Annotated in this window: 17 protein-coding genes; 5 read left to right on the forward strand and 12 right to left on the reverse strand. The window is 35.9% G+C overall.

Annotated features, from left to right (window positions below):
- The 6 genes from ACRDEC_RS16130 to ACRDEC_RS16155 all read right to left on the reverse strand — a co-directional run.
- The coding region (locus tag ACRDEC_RS16130) for a hypothetical protein (RefSeq protein ID WP_431499397.1) at nt 1–1,121 on the reverse strand (1,121 nt) is incomplete at its 3' end.
- Nucleotides 1,122–1,396: 275 nt separating this feature from the next.
- Entirely contained in the window at nt 1,397–1,903 is a 507-nt protein-coding gene (locus ACRDEC_RS16135; protein WP_431499398.1) for a hypothetical protein, read from the reverse strand.
- Between the two features lie 423 nt (nt 1,904–2,326).
- Nucleotides 2,327–3,073, reverse strand: coding sequence for a LytR/AlgR family response regulator transcription factor (locus tag ACRDEC_RS16140; RefSeq protein WP_431499399.1), 747 nt, complete (start codon nt 3,071–3,073; stop codon nt 2,327–2,329).
- Complete coding sequence (locus ACRDEC_RS16145; RefSeq protein WP_431499400.1) at nt 3,066–4,811, reverse strand: tetratricopeptide repeat-containing sensor histidine kinase; 1,746 nt, start codon at nt 4,809–4,811, stop codon at nt 3,066–3,068. The genes ACRDEC_RS16140 and ACRDEC_RS16145 overlap by 8 nt, the downstream gene beginning before the upstream one ends.
- Nucleotides 4,812–4,849: 38 nt before the next feature.
- Nucleotides 4,850–5,311, reverse strand: coding sequence for a hypothetical protein (locus tag ACRDEC_RS16150; RefSeq protein ID WP_431499401.1), 462 nt, complete (start codon nt 5,309–5,311; stop codon nt 4,850–4,852).
- Nucleotides 5,312–5,468: 157 nt separating this feature from the next.
- Entirely contained in the window at nt 5,469–6,284 is an 816-nt protein-coding gene (locus ACRDEC_RS16155; RefSeq protein ID WP_431499402.1) for a hypothetical protein, read from the reverse strand.
- Nucleotides 6,285–6,473: 189 nt separating this feature from the next.
- Between ACRDEC_RS16155 and gcvP the strand changes: the two genes are divergently transcribed.
- The 4 genes from gcvP to ACRDEC_RS16175 all read left to right on the forward strand — a co-directional run bounded on the left by gcvP (nt 6,474) and on the right by ACRDEC_RS16175 (nt 11,315).
- Nucleotides 6,474–9,323 (forward strand): aminomethyl-transferring glycine dehydrogenase, encoded by a 2,850-nt coding sequence (gene gcvP, locus ACRDEC_RS16160; RefSeq protein ID WP_431499403.1) that lies wholly within the window; start codon nt 6,474–6,476, stop codon nt 9,321–9,323.
- A 73-nt stretch (nt 9,324–9,396) separates the two neighbouring features.
- A complete protein-coding gene (locus tag ACRDEC_RS16165) occupies nt 9,397–9,684 on the forward strand; it encodes an IucA/IucC family C-terminal-domain containing protein (RefSeq protein WP_431499412.1) in 288 nt (95 codons plus the stop codon).
- Nucleotides 9,685–9,754: 70 nt separating this feature from the next.
- Nucleotides 9,755–10,132 carry a group III truncated hemoglobin gene (locus tag ACRDEC_RS16170; RefSeq protein WP_431499404.1) on the forward strand — a complete coding sequence of 126 codons (378 nt, stop codon included), beginning with the start codon at nt 9,755–9,757 and terminating at the stop codon, nt 10,130–10,132.
- Nucleotides 10,133–10,256: 124 nt separating this feature from the next.
- Entirely contained in the window at nt 10,257–11,315 is a 1,059-nt protein-coding gene (locus tag ACRDEC_RS16175) for a 3-oxoacyl-ACP synthase III family protein (protein WP_431499405.1), read from the forward strand.
- 158 nt (nt 11,316–11,473) lie between these two features.
- On the opposite strand, the gene ACRDEC_RS16180 is transcribed toward ACRDEC_RS16175, so the two are convergent.
- The 6 genes from ACRDEC_RS16180 to ACRDEC_RS16205 form a co-directional block, all read right to left on the reverse strand.
- Complete coding sequence (locus ACRDEC_RS16180; RefSeq protein WP_431499406.1) at nt 11,474–11,992, reverse strand: hypothetical protein; 519 nt, start codon at nt 11,990–11,992, stop codon at nt 11,474–11,476.
- Between the two features lie 157 nt (nt 11,993–12,149).
- Nucleotides 12,150–13,616 (reverse strand): lipopolysaccharide biosynthesis protein, encoded by a 1,467-nt coding sequence (locus tag ACRDEC_RS16185; protein ID WP_431499407.1) that lies wholly within the window; start codon nt 13,614–13,616, stop codon nt 12,150–12,152.
- Between the two features lie 76 nt (nt 13,617–13,692).
- Entirely contained in the window at nt 13,693–14,181 is a 489-nt protein-coding gene (locus tag ACRDEC_RS16190) for a TPM domain-containing protein (RefSeq protein WP_431499408.1), read from the reverse strand.
- A 138-nt stretch (nt 14,182–14,319) separates the two neighbouring features.
- Complete coding sequence (locus tag ACRDEC_RS16195; protein ID WP_431499409.1) at nt 14,320–14,748, reverse strand: hypothetical protein; 429 nt, start codon at nt 14,746–14,748, stop codon at nt 14,320–14,322.
- 2 nt (nt 14,749–14,750) lie between these two features.
- Complete coding sequence (locus ACRDEC_RS16200; protein ID WP_431499410.1) at nt 14,751–15,515, reverse strand: FkbM family methyltransferase; 765 nt, start codon at nt 15,513–15,515, stop codon at nt 14,751–14,753.
- Nucleotide 15,516: 1 nt separating this feature from the next.
- Nucleotides 15,517–16,641 carry a hypothetical protein gene (locus ACRDEC_RS16205; protein ID WP_431499411.1) on the reverse strand — a complete coding sequence of 375 codons (1,125 nt, stop codon included), beginning with the start codon at nt 16,639–16,641 and terminating at the stop codon, nt 15,517–15,519.
- 135 nt (nt 16,642–16,776) lie between these two features.
- Between ACRDEC_RS16205 and ACRDEC_RS16210 the strand changes: the two genes are divergently transcribed.
- Nucleotides 16,777–17,625 carry a glycosyltransferase gene (locus tag ACRDEC_RS16210; RefSeq protein ID WP_431499413.1) on the forward strand — a complete coding sequence of 283 codons (849 nt, stop codon included), beginning with the start codon at nt 16,777–16,779 and terminating at the stop codon, nt 17,623–17,625.
- Nucleotides 17,626–17,754: the final 129 nt, after the last annotated feature.

A 17,754-nucleotide genomic window follows, 5' to 3' on the forward strand; every position in this document is an offset into this window, starting at 1 on the left:
GTCACACACGATGTAACCGTTGGAATACACTGCACTGTTGGGATTGGCAAACATCTTGTGATTGGAATGGTTGGGAAAGCTGCTGCATTCGCATCACCACCACCTTGTTGCGCAAAACAGATTGGTGAAACTCCTGTTACACATGAAGTAACTGTTGGAATACACTGCACTGTTGGGATTGGGAAACATCTTGTGATTGGAATAGTCGGGAAAGCTGCTGCATTCGCATCACCACCACCTTGTTGCGCAAAACAGATTGGAGAAATTCCTGTTACACATGATGTAACTGTTGGAATACACTGCACTGTTGGGATTGGCAAACATCTCGTGATTGGAATAGTTGGGAAAGCTGCTGCATTGGCATCACCACCTTGTTGAGCTCCACAAATTGGAGAAAATCCTGTCACACATGTTATAACTCCTGTCGGCATGCAACGAACTGGCAATGTTGGAAACGCTGCAGTATCAGCACTACCTCCTTGTTGCGCCAAACAGATTGGAGAAATTCCTGTCACACATGAAGTGATCGTTGGAATACATTGACCTGTAGGAATACATTGGTTGATTGGCAATGTTGGGAAAGCGGCCTGATTGTTCAGGTAATTGTTATAAATATCTCCTTGCAATAATGGAGAACCTTCTTGATCGCCACAATCTTTACAAGAACCTCCTAGCGCTCCTCCAGCGTGTAAGGCCAATATACTTGCAAATTGACTATCATCTATTTCATTTTGAATACCATGAAGTACAACAGGTACAACAAAATGATGACTGTAATTAAAGCATTTCCATCCTAAAAACGGAACATCAACACAAGGATTTAATCCAAGATCAAAGCTAAAAACACCATCAGCTTCATTGAAGTTTGTGATGCTCACTGTGATTTTGAATTTACTGAATGGCTGCCAAGTATAACTTACATTTGCATTGAAATTAAAGCTTTTGGACACATTCCCAAAAGGCGTTTTCAATCCAATTGTTATAGTTACCTGACCTTTAACAGCACTGGCTGATACACATATTCCACAGCCTAGGAACGATGGCGAACACCATTCTGCGGCGGCTAAACTGTCGTATCCTTCGTATACTGCCCCATTTTCTACGTTTAATAATTTTGACATGATTGTTGTTTTGTTTATTTTACCTACTCTTTTTTAGGGTTTTTCGGTTTTCTTCCCTGTGATTTGTAATATTACATACCAAACCTATTGCTATTAATTATAAAAAAACAGAGCATAAACACTTGATTTTCAATACAAGTAGAACTACTTGTTAACAAAAAAGCAACCCTGAGCGAGTTGCTCTTTCTCTAATTAAATTGCAATTTGCTTCTGCTGAAACTTGAATACAATTAAGAATAAGCATATCATGTATATTACTTTGAAATAGCCATGATTTATGACCAAGTCCTACCTCCCGGTACGGAATCAATTAATACATGAGGAACAATAACAACAGTTTTCATATTGAAATAATATTTGTCCATTGCTGCTTGACTTATAACCCATCTTTTTATTCCGTTGCTTACTATAAATACCATACCAGAATTATCTCCTTTTGCTAAAACGGCTCCATCTGACAAAGGGCTTCCCATTGCGATGTTTATAATATCTCCTTTTATGATACCGTTCCAATCCCTGAAAAGGTTATTGTACGTCTGAGGATTAGGAACTAACTGAAGATAACCTTCTGGATTTATCAGATAAACCGGACCACCTGTTAGCGGTGTCATTCGCAATCCTGCCAAGTCAGGTCTAGGAATGGCAAATTCTTCCGGCTTAATACCTACGGTTAGAGCTGGATAAGCTGTTTTTACTTCGACTTCTCCCGCTGGCACATGGTTTTTTGTGTTTTGAGAATACGCTTTTCTTTCTTCTGTTTCAATAAAGGTTGTATTTGACATGATGTTTTGATTTATCTCACCTACTCTTTTTTAGGGTTTTTCGGCTCGCTTCCCTGTGTGAAGATGAAACTTTACGGTTTCTGTCTTTGCTTTTTACTGCATTGACAGCTTAGTAGTTTCGGTTGTATGCTGCTTTTATTTTGAAGTAAATAATCCTATGCAGTTTCTATAATCATGTAAACACATGTGGGTTTCAATAGGCAAAATGTATCTTTTGAATAAAAGCGTAAAAACAAATGACGCTAGCTTTCTTTTGTTTTATGAAGTGAAATTATCTTGATTTCCAGACCTATAAATAAAAAATGTCACAAGGAAGGAAATTCTTGTCACGAACAACATTAAAATCACCCATGGAAGGTTTTGGTCCAAAACAAAAAACCCCTTCACAAAAAGTGAAAGGGTTTCTTAATAGTGTGGTAAGAATTACTTTAGTATATTGAACTTCTTGATGAAGTCTTTGTGTTTTTCGCTAAGAGTCACTTTATGGTTTCCTTTTAAGATCACAAGATTATCATGCATCATTATTTCTTCAATCTTATCAACATTTACAATAAAATTCCTGTGGGTCCTTACGAATTTGTCTTTTTCCAAAAGCTCGCTGATTTTTGTCAGGGAAATCATAATGACAAATTTTTCCGTTTCGGTAACAATATTGCAATACCTTTCTTCTACTTCTATGTATAGAATATCGGTAACGGACACTTTTTTCAAGGAATTCTTCTTCTTAATAAACAGGCTATCATTACTGACAACCGTGTCCTGATCCTGACTAAAAAAAACATCCGTCTGGTCATAAAATTTTTCAACTGCCATTTCAATAGCGTACAGAATTTCCAATTCATTAAATGGTTTTAATAAAAAACTGAAAGGATGCGTAAGTTTAGCTCTTTCGAAAATCTGACGGTCATTTGAACTGGTCAAAAACACAAAAGGTTTTGATATGTTGGGTGTTATATTGATGGTTTCTGCAAAAGCGATTCCATCCGGAATTCCGTTTAAAAAAACATCAATGATAACAATATCAACCGTATTTTTATAGAACTGAATTAATGCATCGCTATACGTAGTCGCCACTCCAACAACTGTGTAATTATTTTCCGTAAGTACTTTTACAAGTGGTTCGCTTTCAGCAGCTGTGTCTTCAATAATAAGCACATTAACATTATTCATTCTTTTTTGTTTTTTGCAATTGTACAATCATTTTGGTTCCTTTCTCTTCTTCGCTTTCTATCATTAACTTACCATCGTTTTTCTTAATCAGCGATTTACACAATTGCATTCCCAATCCGGTCCCGATTTTTTCATCATCCCTTTTTTTGGAAAGTAAAGCGCTGTCGCTAAGAAGTTCTTCTTTCATTTTTTTGCTTATCCCTCGTCCGGAATCTTCAACTACTAAATGACAGTAATCATCTTCAGATATTCGGATATAAATCGAAATCATGTCTTTTTCTTTAGAAAATTTAATGGCGTTATCCAATAAATTCCGGAGTATTATTTTTAAAGAACCCGGATCGGCATAGACAAAAATACCGCTCGGAACCGAATTTTCAAATTTGATATCCTTATCCAGCATTAAAGGCCTGTAGTTGTATTCTATTTGTTGGATTATGGAAAACAGATGAAAAGATTCCTTTTGAAAATAAATTTGTTTTGTCTGCAACAAGGCCCAATTGAGCAAATTATCCAATAAATTATACGTCCCGTTTGCGATGGCGCTATTGTTATGAAGCAGCTTGTCTAATTCATCAAAATTTTTACTTTCCAAATGATCCAGCAATTTAGTATTACTCATTTTTAGAGCACTCACAGAAGAACGTAAATCGTGACTTACGATAGAAAAAAGCTGGTCTTTTGTTGCATTTAAAGAATCCAATTCTATTTTTTGCGACAAAATTATCTTATTACTTCTTATCTTTTGCCTGTATAAATAAATCCCGGTCATAAACAATAGCAGTAAGAAAAGAGAAGAATAAAGAAATCCGTTTCTTTCGGCTATTTTCAGCTTGTTTTCGGCTTCTAGAATGTTAATTTCTTTTTGTTTTTGTTTTACTGTAAATTTCTTTTCCAATTCGGCAATTGCCCATACTTTATTTTGGTCATTTAAAGAATCCTTCCATGTTTCGTATTCTTTTCTGTACTGTAAAGCCAACGGCAAATTTTTCCTGTTTTCTTCTACCACAGCCATATTCATGGCGGCATTTTGTTTTAATTCAAAACTCTTTGTTTTTTTGGACAGCAGATAGGCTTTTTCAAAATAAGGGATCGCCAGATTGTCTTTGTATTGCTCATAGTATAAATTAGCAATATTCATGTACGACCCAATGAGTGAAGTGGTGTCTTTTTCTATTTTGAAGAGTTCTGTTCCTTTGGAAAAATACGCTTCCGCTTTTTCAAATTTATTGAGAAGCAAATACGAAATCCCTAAATTGTGGTACACAGCTCCTTTCTTGAAATCGTAAATTTCCTTTTCAGGGAGTCTCTCAATCTCTTCAAAATATTTTATAGCATTCTGATAATCATTTAATTCTAACGAAATCTCTCCTAAATACAATCTGACTTTATAGTAAAATAAAAATTTATCAGAAACGAGATTAAACTCTTTTCTAGCCTCAATAGGGAGTTTTTTATTCTTAAAACTAAAAGCCCTGAAATAATGGCAAAAATCCTGAATTTCATCCTTATTATCCTTAAGGCTGAGTTGCTTCATGGAATACACTAAAGTAGAATCCCAGTTTTTTTTCAAAAAAAAGGACTGGGCCTTATAAAAATTGACTTCTCCCTTATATTGGATTCCTTTCTTCCTGATTTCCGTATGTAACAATTCACTGTTTGCTTTTTTTTGAGGGAAAAGAGAAAAAGGAAAAAGCAGCGGGAGTAAAAAAATAAGAAATGTAATTTTAAATTTCATTCAGCCTTTTTGTTTTAAACAAAAAATAGTCATTCCCATCAGTAACTTTGTATGATCTGTGTTACAGTACCTCTTGATGTTCTTGGGTTTCCATTGTCTATGCTGTCATTTTCAACACTCACTGTAACACCCTTTATATCTATTTCTCTATCTTCAGATGACAGGTATTCATAACAGATGTACCAAGCGAAATAACTTTTGGAATCAGGTTGTGTTTTTTTATATTTCAAAAGAAGTACCAAATTAGTATCTAAATCGGTTGTATTATCGAAAAGCTCAAAAGAATCACTATCTAATTCGTCTGGTAAAAAAACCATCATTTTAATATTCCAATACCTAACATCTCCTAAAAATATTTCCTCTGCAGATATCAATGGAGATATAAGCCATTCCGGATTTAATAACCCTTCTAATGGAATAGCTTGTTCATTCAATCGAGAGATTTGGACAAGCTTTAAAGGTGGTAAAACAGCTGTTTTATTAGTAGTGGAACTATTCATAATATTCGATTTTAAATTATTAATTAAATGTCTTGTTAGGGAGGTAAATACTCAGGATAAAAGTACTTTTTTTATTTAAGAATTCGCACGTTATGTAAGAATTATTTGATAACCATCTAAGGGGGCGCTGTTTTTCAAACAAAAGAAAGTATTATCATTAACTGAAAACCAATACTAAAATCCACCAGAAAACAGGAACGCTTTCCACCCAAAAAGAAGTATAATAATCCGATCGTTTGGGGCTGGAAAAAAGAGTAAAAAGCGCCAATACAGCTACAAGAATCAGGTTTATCCAAAGCTGTTGTATCTGAAAATCACTTCTGAAAAACTCCAGACAGTAAAAAGGAACCAGTAAAATTAAATTCAGTATTTTGGTTTTTTGGACACCTAACCTTTGCGGAACGGTTTGCAGCGACACTTCGTCGTTTTTTAAATCGATTATTTCAAAAATAAGTATCAGAATGATTACCAGCAAAAAGCGTTGGAAAAACTTCAACCAAACATCCCCCGAAAGAGGTAAATCTGCATTAATAATAGGCAAAAACAACGTTATTCCGGCCCAGCAAAACGCTACGATGTAAATTTTTATACCGGCCCAGTTTCGGGCGTTGCCAATCTTTGGAAAAAAAGGCAAAGTATAAAGCATCGTCAGCAGCAAGAATCCCACAGCGATGCATTTTGTTTTAACTTCCAATTGAAAAAAACAATAAGCTGTTGCAAAAAAAGCAAAGACACTCAACAGTACAATTATTTTCAACTGACTGCTCATTTTAAGTTTTTTGACTCTTGCCAAAGCATCGTATTTCACAAAATTATACCCTACAATAGTACCGAAAAAAGCAAAACCAGCCATTGAAGTATTACAACTGATATGAAAAAAATAGAAAGTCATCCGAACCAAGGCATACACTGCCAAAGCTACATGAATACTTCCGCTGATATAAATATCTAAAATTTTCTTAAGTAGTTGCATCCTTACAAAAGTAATCAATCTGTTAATAAGTTCCTTTTTTGGTTAAAAAATCTGCCAAAAATTGGCGTTAAAAAACAAGATTATTAGGATATTAATAATTATTTTTGTTCGCTTTAAAACACAACACAAAATTTTGTTTGCGGGAATCCCAAATTTCTCCAAACACATAACAAACAGTACAAAGAACTGATGAAAACAGATGCATTTGCTTTAAGACACATTGGCCCGAGAGAATCTGACCAACAACACATGTTCAAAACCATTGGTGTTACAGACATGACACAATTGCTTTATGAAACTTTTCCTGATGGAATCCGTTTGAAAAACGATTTAAATTTGGATCCGGCTATGACCGAATACGAGTATGCAAATCATATTTTTGAATTGGGTAAAAAAAATAAAGTTTTCAAATCCTATATCGGTTTAGGGTACCACCCAACGATTGTCCCTGCAGTTATTCAAAGAAATATTTTTGAAAACCCTGGATGGTACACTGCATACACACCTTACCAAGCTGAAATTGCTCAGGGACGTCTTGAAGCAATCTTGAACTTCCAGACTGCTGTTATAGAATTAACAGGAATGGAAATTGCTAATGCTTCTCTTCTTGACGAAGGTACTGCTGCTGCAGAAGCTATGGCTTTGTTGTTTGACGTTCGTTCTCGCGACCAAAAGAAAAACAACATAAACAAATTCTTCGTTTCTGAAGAAATATTACCTCAAACATTATCCATTTTACAAACTCGTTCTACTCCGATAGGAATTGAATTAGTTGTTGGAAACCACGAAACATTTGATTTCTCTACTGAATTCTTCGGAGCAATTCTTCAATATCCTGGCAAATATGGTCAGGTTAATGACTATAGCTCATTTATTGCCAAAGCACAAGCTAACGAAATTAAAGTAGCTGTTGCTGCCGACATTTTATCTTTAGCTACACTGACTTCTCCTGGAGAAATGGGAGCTGCTGTAGTGGTAGGAACTACACAACGTTTTGGTGTACCAATGGGTTACGGTGGTCCTCACGCTGCTTTCTTCGCCACTAAAGACGAATACAAACGATCCATGCCAGGAAGAATCATCGGAGTATCTATCGATGTAAATGGCAACCGCGCTTTGCGTATGGCTTTGGGAACTCGCGAACAACACATCAAACGTGAAAAAGCGACTTCTAACATCTGTACCGCACAGGTTTTATTGGCAGTTATGGCAGGTATGTACGCTGTCTACCACGGACCAAAAGGTTTACAATACATTGCTAATAAGGTTCACGCATCGGCAGTAACTACTGCGGACGCTTTGAACAAATTGGGAATTCACCAAACTAACACTGCTTTCTTCGATACCATTCTTGTAAAAGCGGATGCTCAAAAAGTGAAAGCTGTAGCAGAAAGAAATGAAGTAAATTTCTATTATGTTGATGGAGAAACGATTTCGATTTCATTCAACGAAACGACTTCAATTGCCGATATTAATCAAATCATTTCCATTTTCGCTGAAGCAACCGGAAAAGAATATACTCCAATCGAAATCCTTTTACCTTCAGGTAGAAATCTGGAAGGTTTGGAAAGAAAATCAACTTTCTTACAACACGAAGTTTTCAACAGCTACCGCTCTGAAAGCCAATTAATGCGTTATATCAAAAAATTAGAGCGTAAAGATTTATCATTGAACCACTCTATGATTTCTTTAGGTTCTTGTACAATGAAATTGAACGCCGCTTCTGAAATGTTGCCTTTATCTATGCCTAATTGGAACAGCATTCATCCGTTTGCTCCTATTGAACAAGCTGAAGGTTACATCACAATGCTTAAAAAATTAGAGCAACAATTAAACGTTGTTACCGGTTTTGCAGCTACAACTTTGCAACCAAACTCCGGCGCTCAAGGAGAGTACGCTGGCTTGATGGCTATTCGCGCTTACCATCAGTCACGTGGAGACAACCACAGAAATGTATGTTTAATTCCTTCATCAGCACACGGAACCAACCCTGCTTCTGCTGCTATGGCCGGAATGAAAATAATCGTTACCAAAACGACTCCGGAAGGAAATATTGATGTGGAAGATTTAAGAGCAAGAGCCATCGAACACAAAAATGATTTATCTTGTTTAATGGTAACTTACCCTTCAACTCATGGAGTGTATGAATCTTCTATCATTGAAATCACAAAATTAATTCATGATAACGGCGGATTAGTATATATGGATGGTGCAAATATGAATGCCCAAGTAGGATTAACAAATCCGGCTACTATTGGTGCTGATGTTTGCCACTTAAACCTACACAAAACATTCGCTATTCCTCATGGTGGTGGCGGACCTGGTGTTGGACCAATTTGTGTAAACGAAAAATTGGCTCCTTTCTTACCAACCAATCCTGTATTAAACGTAGGCGGAAACCAAGCAATAACCGCTATTTCATCTGCTCCTTACGGCTCAGCTTTAGTGTGTTTGATTTCTTACGGATACATTTCGATGTTGGGAGCTGAAGGTTTACGCAGTGCAACAGAACATGCTATCTTAAATGCCAATTACATGAAAGCGCGTTTAGAAGAGCATTTCCCAATTTTATATACTGGTGAATGTGGACGTGCAGCTCACGAAATGATTGTTGATTGTCGTGAATTCAAACAAAATGGAATAGAAGTGACTGATATCGCCAAACGTTTAATGGATTACGGTTTCCATGCACCAACGGTTTCTTTCCCTGTAGCAGGAACCTTAATGATTGAGCCTACTGAATCAGAAGATTTAGGCGAATTGGACAGATTTTGTGATGCCTTAATTTCAATCCGAAAAGAAATTGCTCAGGCTTCAGCGGATGACGTTAATAATCCATTGAAAAACTCACCACATACATTAGCCATGTTAACTGCTGATTCATGGGATTTCCCTTATTCAAGAGAAAAAGCGGCTTATCCTTTAGACTATATCGCTGATAATAAATTTTGGCCAAGTGTACGTCGTGTAGACGATGCTTATGGTGACAGAAACTTAGTTTGCTCTTGCGCTCCTATTGAAGCGTACATGGAAAGCTAATCCTTCGATAACATAAAACTAATAGACCCTTCCTTTATTGTGAAGGGTTTTTTTATATCTCTTTATTTTAAAAATCGGACATGCTGAACATGCTGATTTTCCTGAAAGCCATTTTTGGGAATCGGTTGCAGACTGTATCCACCAGTATCAGACAGAAAATCCGCAATTGAAAGATCAATTCAAAAAATACGATTTGTTTGTTCCCGAATTTGACTGCTGTTGTCTGAACCGACTGCAATTGAAAAATAACAAACAAATGCTTGATTTGGCCGAACCAACAAAAAGCCTGCAGTTTGTAGGCAAATTAACCAATCCGATTGCTGTTTTTAAGCTTACAAATACATTATCAGCTATAGTTTGATTATCTTTACAGACCCTTTCTACTCTACAATTTTAGTGTAATTTTAGAAAGGGTCTGTAATCTATTTCTAATGAACGACATTCAAAATCAGGACGATTTGTATTTGCTTGTGGATGAATTCTATAAAAAACTGTTGGCAGATCCTTCCATCAGTTACATTTTTACCGACGTGGTAAAGATTAAAATTCTGGAACATTTACCTGTTCTGGTTACTTTTTGGTCACAAGGTGTTTTGGGAACTGGGGGTTATGACCGTAATTTAAGCCAAATCCACCTTGACATTAACAAAAAAGAACATTTGACTCCCGAACTGTTCCAAATCTGGCTAAGACATTTTTACACTACTGTCGATGAACATTTTAAAGGCATAAAAGCGGAAAAAATCAAGACACAGGCCCTAAGTATTGCTACTATAATGCAAATTAAGATTATAAAACAAAAGGGATAATTTTTAGATTATCGCTAAATTAACATAAGGTTAACTGAATATTTTGCAATATTATTTTGCTTTTCAAGTTTTTAACAGGTTTTTATAATTAAATTGATACTTTCGTATCATAAACCCCCGAAAGATGAATATCAAAATAACCGGTTCCGGAAGTTATATCCCGACTGAAATAGTGACCAATCATGATTTTTCAAAACACGTTTTCCTAAATGATGATGGATCTCCATTTCCTTTGCCAAACGAAGTTATAACCGAAAAATTCCATGATATCACCGGAATTGAGGAACGAAGGTATGTGACCGACAACCTGCTTACTTCAGACATCGCTACAATAGCTGCTAAAAAAGCCATTAAAGATGCTAATATTGATCCTGAAACTTTAGATTATATCATTTTTGCCCACAATTTCGGAAATGTAAAAAAAGGAGCTATTCAAACGGATTTGTTACCAAGTTTGGCTTCAAGGGTTAAATTTGACCTGAGAATTAAAAACCCAAAATGTGTTGCCTACGATATGCTTTTCGGTTGTCCGGGATGGATAGAAGGCGTTATTCAGGCGCAGGCTTACATTAGGGCAGGAATGGCCAAAAAATGTTTGGTTATTGGTGCTGAGACGTTATCAAGAGTTGTTGACCTGCACGACAGAGACAGTATGATTTATTCAGACGGAGCCGGCGCTACCATCATTGAAGCAACAGAAGACAACGGAGGAATCCTGGCCCATGAAACGGCTACTTTCACGTATAACGAAGCGTATTACCTGTTTTTTGGGAATTCATTCAATACAGCTCATGACCCGGATGTTCGTTACATCAAAATGAACGGAAGAAAAATTTACGAATTTGCATTGAGCAATGTTCCGAAGGCCATGAAAGAATGTCTGGACAATAGCGGTATTTCTATTGATGATGTCAAAAAAGTACTTATCCATCAGGCCAACGAAAAAATGGACGAAGCCATTGTAGAACGTTTTTATAAATTATACCAGAAAACCCCACCGGAAAATGTTATGCCTATGAGCATTCACAAGCTAGGGAATTCAAGTGTGGCTACTGTTCCAACGCTATACGATTTGATGATGAGAGGTGAAATAGAAAACCAAACACTCCAAAAAGGAGATGTTGTCATTTTTGCTTCGGTTGGTTCCGGGATGAATATTAATGCAATTGTGTATCGTTGCTAATAAACGCTTTTCAGATACATAATATCCGATAGAAATAACAAGCCCTTCTTCTTTACTGAGGAGGGCTTTTTTTTGGAAATACTAAAATTTCCGTGTCCATTTTGTTTTATAAACACATATTTATAAATTTCAAACAATTGCTTTTCATCTGTTCCTACTTAGGATTTTAATCTTTTCTTTATCTTGGCTTTTAATATTTCCAAACTTTCTTTTTGGAGTTGCATTTGTTCCATCTTGAATAAACTATGGTTATTGAGTGTTTTTAAAGCCCGTGATTTAATACATGACGCCAGCAGCGTATCAACACTTTTTATTTTATGACTTTCTAAGAGAGCCACTACCTCCAACGCTGCAAAGCATTCTGAACGCTGATTGTTAAGATTGCTGATTTCTCTTTCGAGTCGGTGCAGTCTGATTTCTATTTTAAGGCATTCTTGTTGTAGCTTTTCTTTTGCTTTTTGTTGTTCTACTTTTATGAATTGTTTTGTTTCTTCTGCTATTTGATTTTTATTTTGCGTCTCTCGCAATAAAGCAGTCAAATGTTCTTTAGCCGACAAAGGAATATCCCGTTTTCCGGACTTATACATTTTCCATTGGCTTATTGAAATACCTAATACCATGCCCATTTCTTCTTGGGTCAAGCCTAAAATATTTTTTATTGTGATTGTATTATCCATTTGTGACTTATTTTTTGAATTTTTTAATTAGTCACAAAGATTGTGTCTTTTTTCTAAAAAATAAAATTTAGTCACAGAAAAGTGTGTGTGTTTTTTGAAAATTTTTATTTTAGCACAGTACTCTTCTTGTACTTTATTTTGACGCAAAGGAAAAAAATTATTTCCCAAATAAAGACTTTGGCATAATTTCCTTAACCGGAATAATAGTGAAGATTTGGTTTCCGAATGCGAAAACGATAAAAGCAACAGCCGGTTTATAACAAAGCGTTACAAACTTGTTCTCGAAATCCGGCAGCAGTTGACCAACAAACAACACGACAGCTAAAAGCCCTAAAATATAAAGGTATTTATTGCTAAACGGGTGCACGCCAAACTTCCTGTAATTAAAAATAATTTTCACTGCATTGTACACGGTAAGCGAAATAGCCGTTGCCAAAGACACTCCGACAATTCCCATTTTAAACCAGAACAAGAAAATTAAATTGGTAACAATGGTAAGCACCGCCAAAGCTACGGTAGTGGTATTATTGAATTTGTAATATTTGGAATTGGAAATAATATAGCCGTTAAAACCGGTAGCCAAATCGAACAGCAAAGCAAAACCCATCACATACACAACAGGTAAGCCTTTGGCTAATTGGTCACCGTTTTTCATCAATAAAAATAAATCTTCAATTCCAACAGCAACCAACCCGAACAGCACTGCTCCTACGGCAAACAAATACAATGATGTTTTATGATGCAGTTCTTTGAGTTCTTTCATTTTGTTATCGGCAATAAGCCCTGCGATAATTGGTGCCGAAATAGTATACACGCCAAGTGCCGGAACAGTTACCATCCGAACCAGATTGAGCGAAGTGTTATAAATGGCAATTTCCTTAAACGTAAGCATCTCACCAATCATATAGGTGTCGATGTTGAGTGCCACAACAGAACCCATACTTCCTAAAAACGTAAAGAACGAATAGGTCATTAATTCTCTTCCGAAAGCGTCTTGTTTTAAAAAAGAAAAATCGACTCTTGGTGATAGTTTTTCCAACCGATGCAGGTACAAAAACATACCCAAAAGAGCCAAAACAAAAAACCCAACAAATAACCAAACTGAATCTTTTTCAGAGGTATAATGAAGGTAGAAGCACAAAAAAGCAACCACCATGCCTATTTTCGGAAATACGTTTTCAAAAATATTAGGAACTACGATGCGCTTCTTAATCGAAATGTATTTTGAGCAAAGCTGTATCACTGCTAAAAACAAAGCCATCGGTAAAATATAAACGCTCATTTCCCAAAAATCAGTTGCTTTGAGTTTTGGAAACAGCAAAACAGCCAAAGACAACAAAAGCAATCCTGCACAGAAATTCACCAGAATGAATACGATGGAAAATTTAAATAAACTCTGCTGGTTATTCTCGACCGACATTTTAGGAAAGAAACGCACGTTGGCATGCATAATTCCAAGGGCAATAACGGGCAATATCAGCAAGGCCGTTTGAGACACGAATTGCAATTTCCCGGCAAATTCCAAATCATTCGGATACAAAAACACCGTCGACAGGATTCCTATCAATGTACTGAAATACCCTACGATACTGTATTTTAAACTCTGCCTGGCTACGACACTCATGAAGTTATGGGTTATGGAAGTGGAATTTGTAGTTTTTGCACTGACTTCAAAGATATAAAAGAAACTTCAGAAGTGGTTATTCTAATTCTTTCTTGATTCTTATGATTCCGTCTCTGATTCCTTCAAAATACTTACCCGATTTAAAATTAGGAATGATGGTTTCTTCTATAATCAAACCCGTTTCCGCATCCGTCAATTTATCTCCAATCCCCTCTCCGTTTTGTATCCGGAACACCCGAAGGGTTTTGCTTAACACAATTATAATTCCGTTATTTTTTTGGAGCTTCCCAAGACCGTTCTTCTGAGCTAATTTTAGTGCGAAGTCATCAATGTTTTCATATGGCCCAAGTGAAGAAACACTAACAAAAGCAATTTCATTAGACGTTACTTTTTCATAATTCAACATCATTTCAGTGAGTTCTTCCTCTTGATTTTCAGTCAGGACATCCTCAAAATCATTCACTCCTATTGCGATTTTCGGCAAGACATAGGCAGCACTGTTGTTTATCTGCGAATGACAGACACCAGTGATGAAGAGCAACAGGCAACAATACATTTTTATCATAATGATTGTATTTTAATTAAGCGTTAGTATTACGTACAAATTTACAACCATTTTTTCTCAGTTCCAGTGGCATCTAAGACATCTATGTCAGTTTTTTTTAGATGCTTTATTAATACAAATGAGTGTGCTAATTAACTCCTATTCTTTTATTTTAATCATTTTGAATTCTAATTCTTTTCCTTCTAATACTGACTTAATAGTTAACGTATCTCCGTCAACATCGATAATTTCAGAATTTAATTTTTTTCCAATATTCTTTTTATCTTTTGGATTACTGCTGCCAATAAAAGTAAGCTCATATTCACAATACGATTTCCATTTGACTGAACCTCTAACTTCAAATCCAGATACCGTATCTCTTTCAATTTGCAGTTTCCCTTTTCTTGTGATTATAAACCTCCCGGACTCCGGATTACAATATTTAAAAGTTCCGTTCCTCAAATCCATACAGGTCTGTTTCCTGGCATCTATGGCTTTATCGTTTTTATCCGTTTTGTCTGATTCTGATTTTTGGCTGCAGGAGTTCAAAGCAACGATTGCAAAAAATACGATTGCGATTTTGTTCATGGTTATTTTGGTATAAAAATAAAATTATTGATGTAACGGTTAAAATCATTCAGGTATTCGTCTTTCTGAAAATCAGCCATAGCATCAACTTCGAATGGAACTGGCTGCAGCGTTTTTCTGTCAAAGTAGAAAACAGTATAACCGTAATCTTTGATGAAATTAAAAATAGCTTCTATCGGGTATTTTGCATGACGCAATTCTATTTCGATAATAAAAACAGGACGGATGGTTTTCAGTATGTTTTCACAACCTTTAACCGAATCAAATTCGTGTCCTTCCACATCAATTTTAACCAAATCGATTTTAGCAATTCCCTGCTCCTTTACCCAATCGTCCAATCGGATGGTTTCTATCTCTATTTTCTCCACATCGCCGCCTAAAGCTTCCAGCGAAGCACGTGTATCCTGTAATCCTTTCCCTTTTTTAGGAATATTCAATATCGAAATCCCTGCTTTTGAAGACACGGCAAACGGATATACTTTGGCCGTTTTAAATAATTTGGAAACAAAATCCACTAATTTTTTATTCGGCTCAAAACCAATAATCTTTCCGTTCTTAATTATTTTTTCGGCTTGGTATAAATAGATGCCTTTGTTGGTTCCGATATCGATAAAAACCGAATCGCTTTGCAACACCTGATTCAGGTATAACAATTCCGGTTCGCACTTAAAGTCTCCGGTTTGAAGGGTATTCAATGATTTGAAAAAACGTTTTTTATATAGCGAAGGCCAGTAATCATAAGCCAGGTCTATTAATAATTTCAGCATTTTAATTTGTATTTGCCAGTTGCACTAACTGATTTTCTAATTGTTGTTTCACCGATTCAAAAGTATATTTCCCTAAATACGGCTGTAGTTTTTGGTATTCGGCTTCTAAATATTCGGCCGTAAGATTATTTATAATATCAGTGAGTTCCGTTCCGTTTCCATAATATAAGTTATGCCAGTCCATTTTAGGGTACGCTGCAGGAAACAAACCTATTTTTCCATTGTAAATGCAATCGGCTTCGCTCCCGCTTACTTTGGTTTCTCCATAAAATTCATCAACCCAGTAAAATGAGGTTTTTATTTTTATCGGACACAAAAGCAAATGCGCTTTAGCAATGATTTTACTATATTCCTCCCACGGAATAAACCCTGAAAAATGCGTTATGGTTATCTTTTCAGGACATACTTGCTGAAGGTTTTCAATTTGAAGCAGTACACGCTCTGATTCCGGTTTTCCTAAAAAAGTAAAGTGGAGTTTGGATTTCGGATTCAGTTTTGGCAAAATCTCAAATAACAACCGAATGTCTTTTCGTTTATTCGATACATTTCCCGGCATGACAATCTGGATTACTTCAGAGGTTTCAAAGCCCGAATTCTTGCAATAATTCAACGGAATTACTTCGGTTTTCAATGCTATGGAATCACTTTGCATTTGAATATAGTTAAAAAGACTTTGTGATAATACACCAAAGCGGTCTGCTTTTAAAACTGACTTTCTCTGACTCCTTACTTTTTCGGCAAAATACAATTTGAGGTAATAAACAAATCGTTCTTTTTCTGTTCGGAGGTTCTTCCAGTCAATACTTTTAAAGAACAAGCTGAAATTAAGATTATGGAGTAAAACCAGTGACGGTTTCTTTTTTAAAATCTGATCAAATTCCTCAAAATGACGATGAAGAGTCGTAACGATCAACCCATCAAAATCCATCAATTGCTTCTCAATAGCAATGGGATTTTGAATCACAGTAATATGTTCTGAAGGAATTGCCGATAATTTATCCAATACTTTTTGATGTACAAAAAAATGAAAATCAATTGACGGCATGGCTTCCAACAGAAAATACCACTGCTCTAAAAGCGCAGAATGGGTTTCCAGTTCGATAAAAGCTATTTTCTTCTTTTTCAAGTGAATGATTTTTCTAATCCTACAAAAATAAAGATATTTCCTCTCTAAATTTTCATTTTCATTGGAAAGAGAGAACTTTACACAAAATTTTTAATATCAAAATTTTATGTACGTTTGTACAACTTATTCGAAACGATGAACTATTATATCATAATTCCCGCTCACAACGAAGAGAAGTTCATTGCCTTAACGCTTGAATCTTTGGCGAATCAAACTGTTTTACCTAAAAAAGCGGTTATAGTCAATGACAATTCTACAGATAAGACTGAAGGAATTGTGCAGGCTTTCGCCAAAGAACATCCGTGGATTTCATTAGTAAACAAAACGTCTGAAGCAATACATTTACCGGGAAGCAAAGTTATTCAGGCCTTTCACAAAGGAATGGAAGCTATCGACGACCAATACGATATTATTGTAAAAGCCGATGCCGATTTGATTTTTCCAAACCATTATTTTGAAACCGTTATTCGGCATTTTGAAAATGATGCCGCTATTGGAATGGCTGGCGGATTTGCTTACATTGAAAAGAATGAAGAATGGCTCTTGGAAAACCTGACAGATAAAGACCATATCCGTGGTGCTTTTAAGGCTTACAGAAAAGCCTGCTTCGAACAAATTGGCGGATTAAAACCGGCCATGGGCTGGGATACTGTAGACGAATTACTTTGTAAATTCTACAATTGGAAAGTTGTAACCGATGAAAGCCTGAAAGTAAAACACCTGAAACCAACCGGAGCCAATTACAACAAAGCCTCCCGTTACAAACAAGGAGAAGCCTTCTATAGTTTAGGTTATGGCTTTTTTATTACTGCTGTCGCTTCCTTAAAACTCGCAATGCGAAAAGGAAAACCGCTTTTGTTTATAGACTACATCAAAGGATTCTGGAAAGCCAAAGCAGCAAAGAAACCTCTTTTGGTTACTGACGAACAAGCGAAATTCATTAGGAGATACCGCTGGAAAAAAATGAAGGAAAAACTGTTCTGACTTATGAGTCGTCCTAAAATAGGTTGACAAGTTTTACAATAAATTAATTAAAACCAGTGAAGTTAACTTCACTGGTTTTTTCATATACAAAGTTAGGTGTTTTCATATTTAAACTCAAATGTGGTCTTT

Source organism: Flavobacterium sp., from assembly GCF_050696275.1.
GTDB lineage: Bacteria > Bacteroidota > Bacteroidia > Flavobacteriales > Flavobacteriaceae > Flavobacterium.

Bases quoted from the DNA above. Each gene is read 5' to 3' on its own strand.
- ACRDEC_RS16155 (WP_431499402.1), bottom strand. From the start codon at position 6,284: ATGCAACTACTTAAGAAAATTTTAGATATTTATATCAGCGGAAGTATT.
- gcvP (WP_431499403.1), top strand. From the start codon at position 6,474: ATGAAAACAGATGCATTTGCTTTAAGACACATTGGCCCGAGAGAATCT.
- ACRDEC_RS16210 (WP_431499413.1), top strand. From the start codon at position 16,777: ATGAACTATTATATCATAATTCCCGCTCACAACGAAGAGAAGTTCATT.
- ACRDEC_RS16140 (WP_431499399.1), bottom strand. From the start codon at position 3,073: ATGAATAATGTTAATGTGCTTATTATTGAAGACACAGCTGCTGAAAGC.
- ACRDEC_RS16195 (WP_431499409.1), bottom strand. From the start codon at position 14,748: ATGAACAAAATCGCAATCGTATTTTTTGCAATCGTTGCTTTGAACTCC.
- ACRDEC_RS16150 (WP_431499401.1), bottom strand. From the start codon at position 5,311: ATGAATAGTTCCACTACTAATAAAACAGCTGTTTTACCACCTTTAAAG.
- ACRDEC_RS16180 (WP_431499406.1), bottom strand. From the start codon at position 11,992: ATGGATAATACAATCACAATAAAAAATATTTTAGGCTTGACCCAAGAA.
- ACRDEC_RS16170 (WP_431499404.1), top strand. From the start codon at position 9,755: ATGAACGACATTCAAAATCAGGACGATTTGTATTTGCTTGTGGATGAA.
- ACRDEC_RS16185 (WP_431499407.1), bottom strand. From the start codon at position 13,616: ATGAGTGTCGTAGCCAGGCAGAGTTTAAAATACAGTATCGTAGGGTAT.
- ACRDEC_RS16190 (WP_431499408.1), bottom strand. From the start codon at position 14,181: ATGATAAAAATGTATTGTTGCCTGTTGCTCTTCATCACTGGTGTCTGT.
- ACRDEC_RS16175 (WP_431499405.1), top strand. From the start codon at position 10,257: ATGAATATCAAAATAACCGGTTCCGGAAGTTATATCCCGACTGAAATA.
- ACRDEC_RS16135 (WP_431499398.1), bottom strand. From the start codon at position 1,903: ATGTCAAATACAACCTTTATTGAAACAGAAGAAAGAAAAGCGTATTCT.
- ACRDEC_RS16145 (WP_431499400.1), bottom strand. From the start codon at position 4,811: ATGAAATTTAAAATTACATTTCTTATTTTTTTACTCCCGCTGCTTTTT.
- ACRDEC_RS16200 (WP_431499410.1), bottom strand. From the start codon at position 15,515: ATGCTGAAATTATTAATAGACCTGGCTTATGATTACTGGCCTTCGCTA.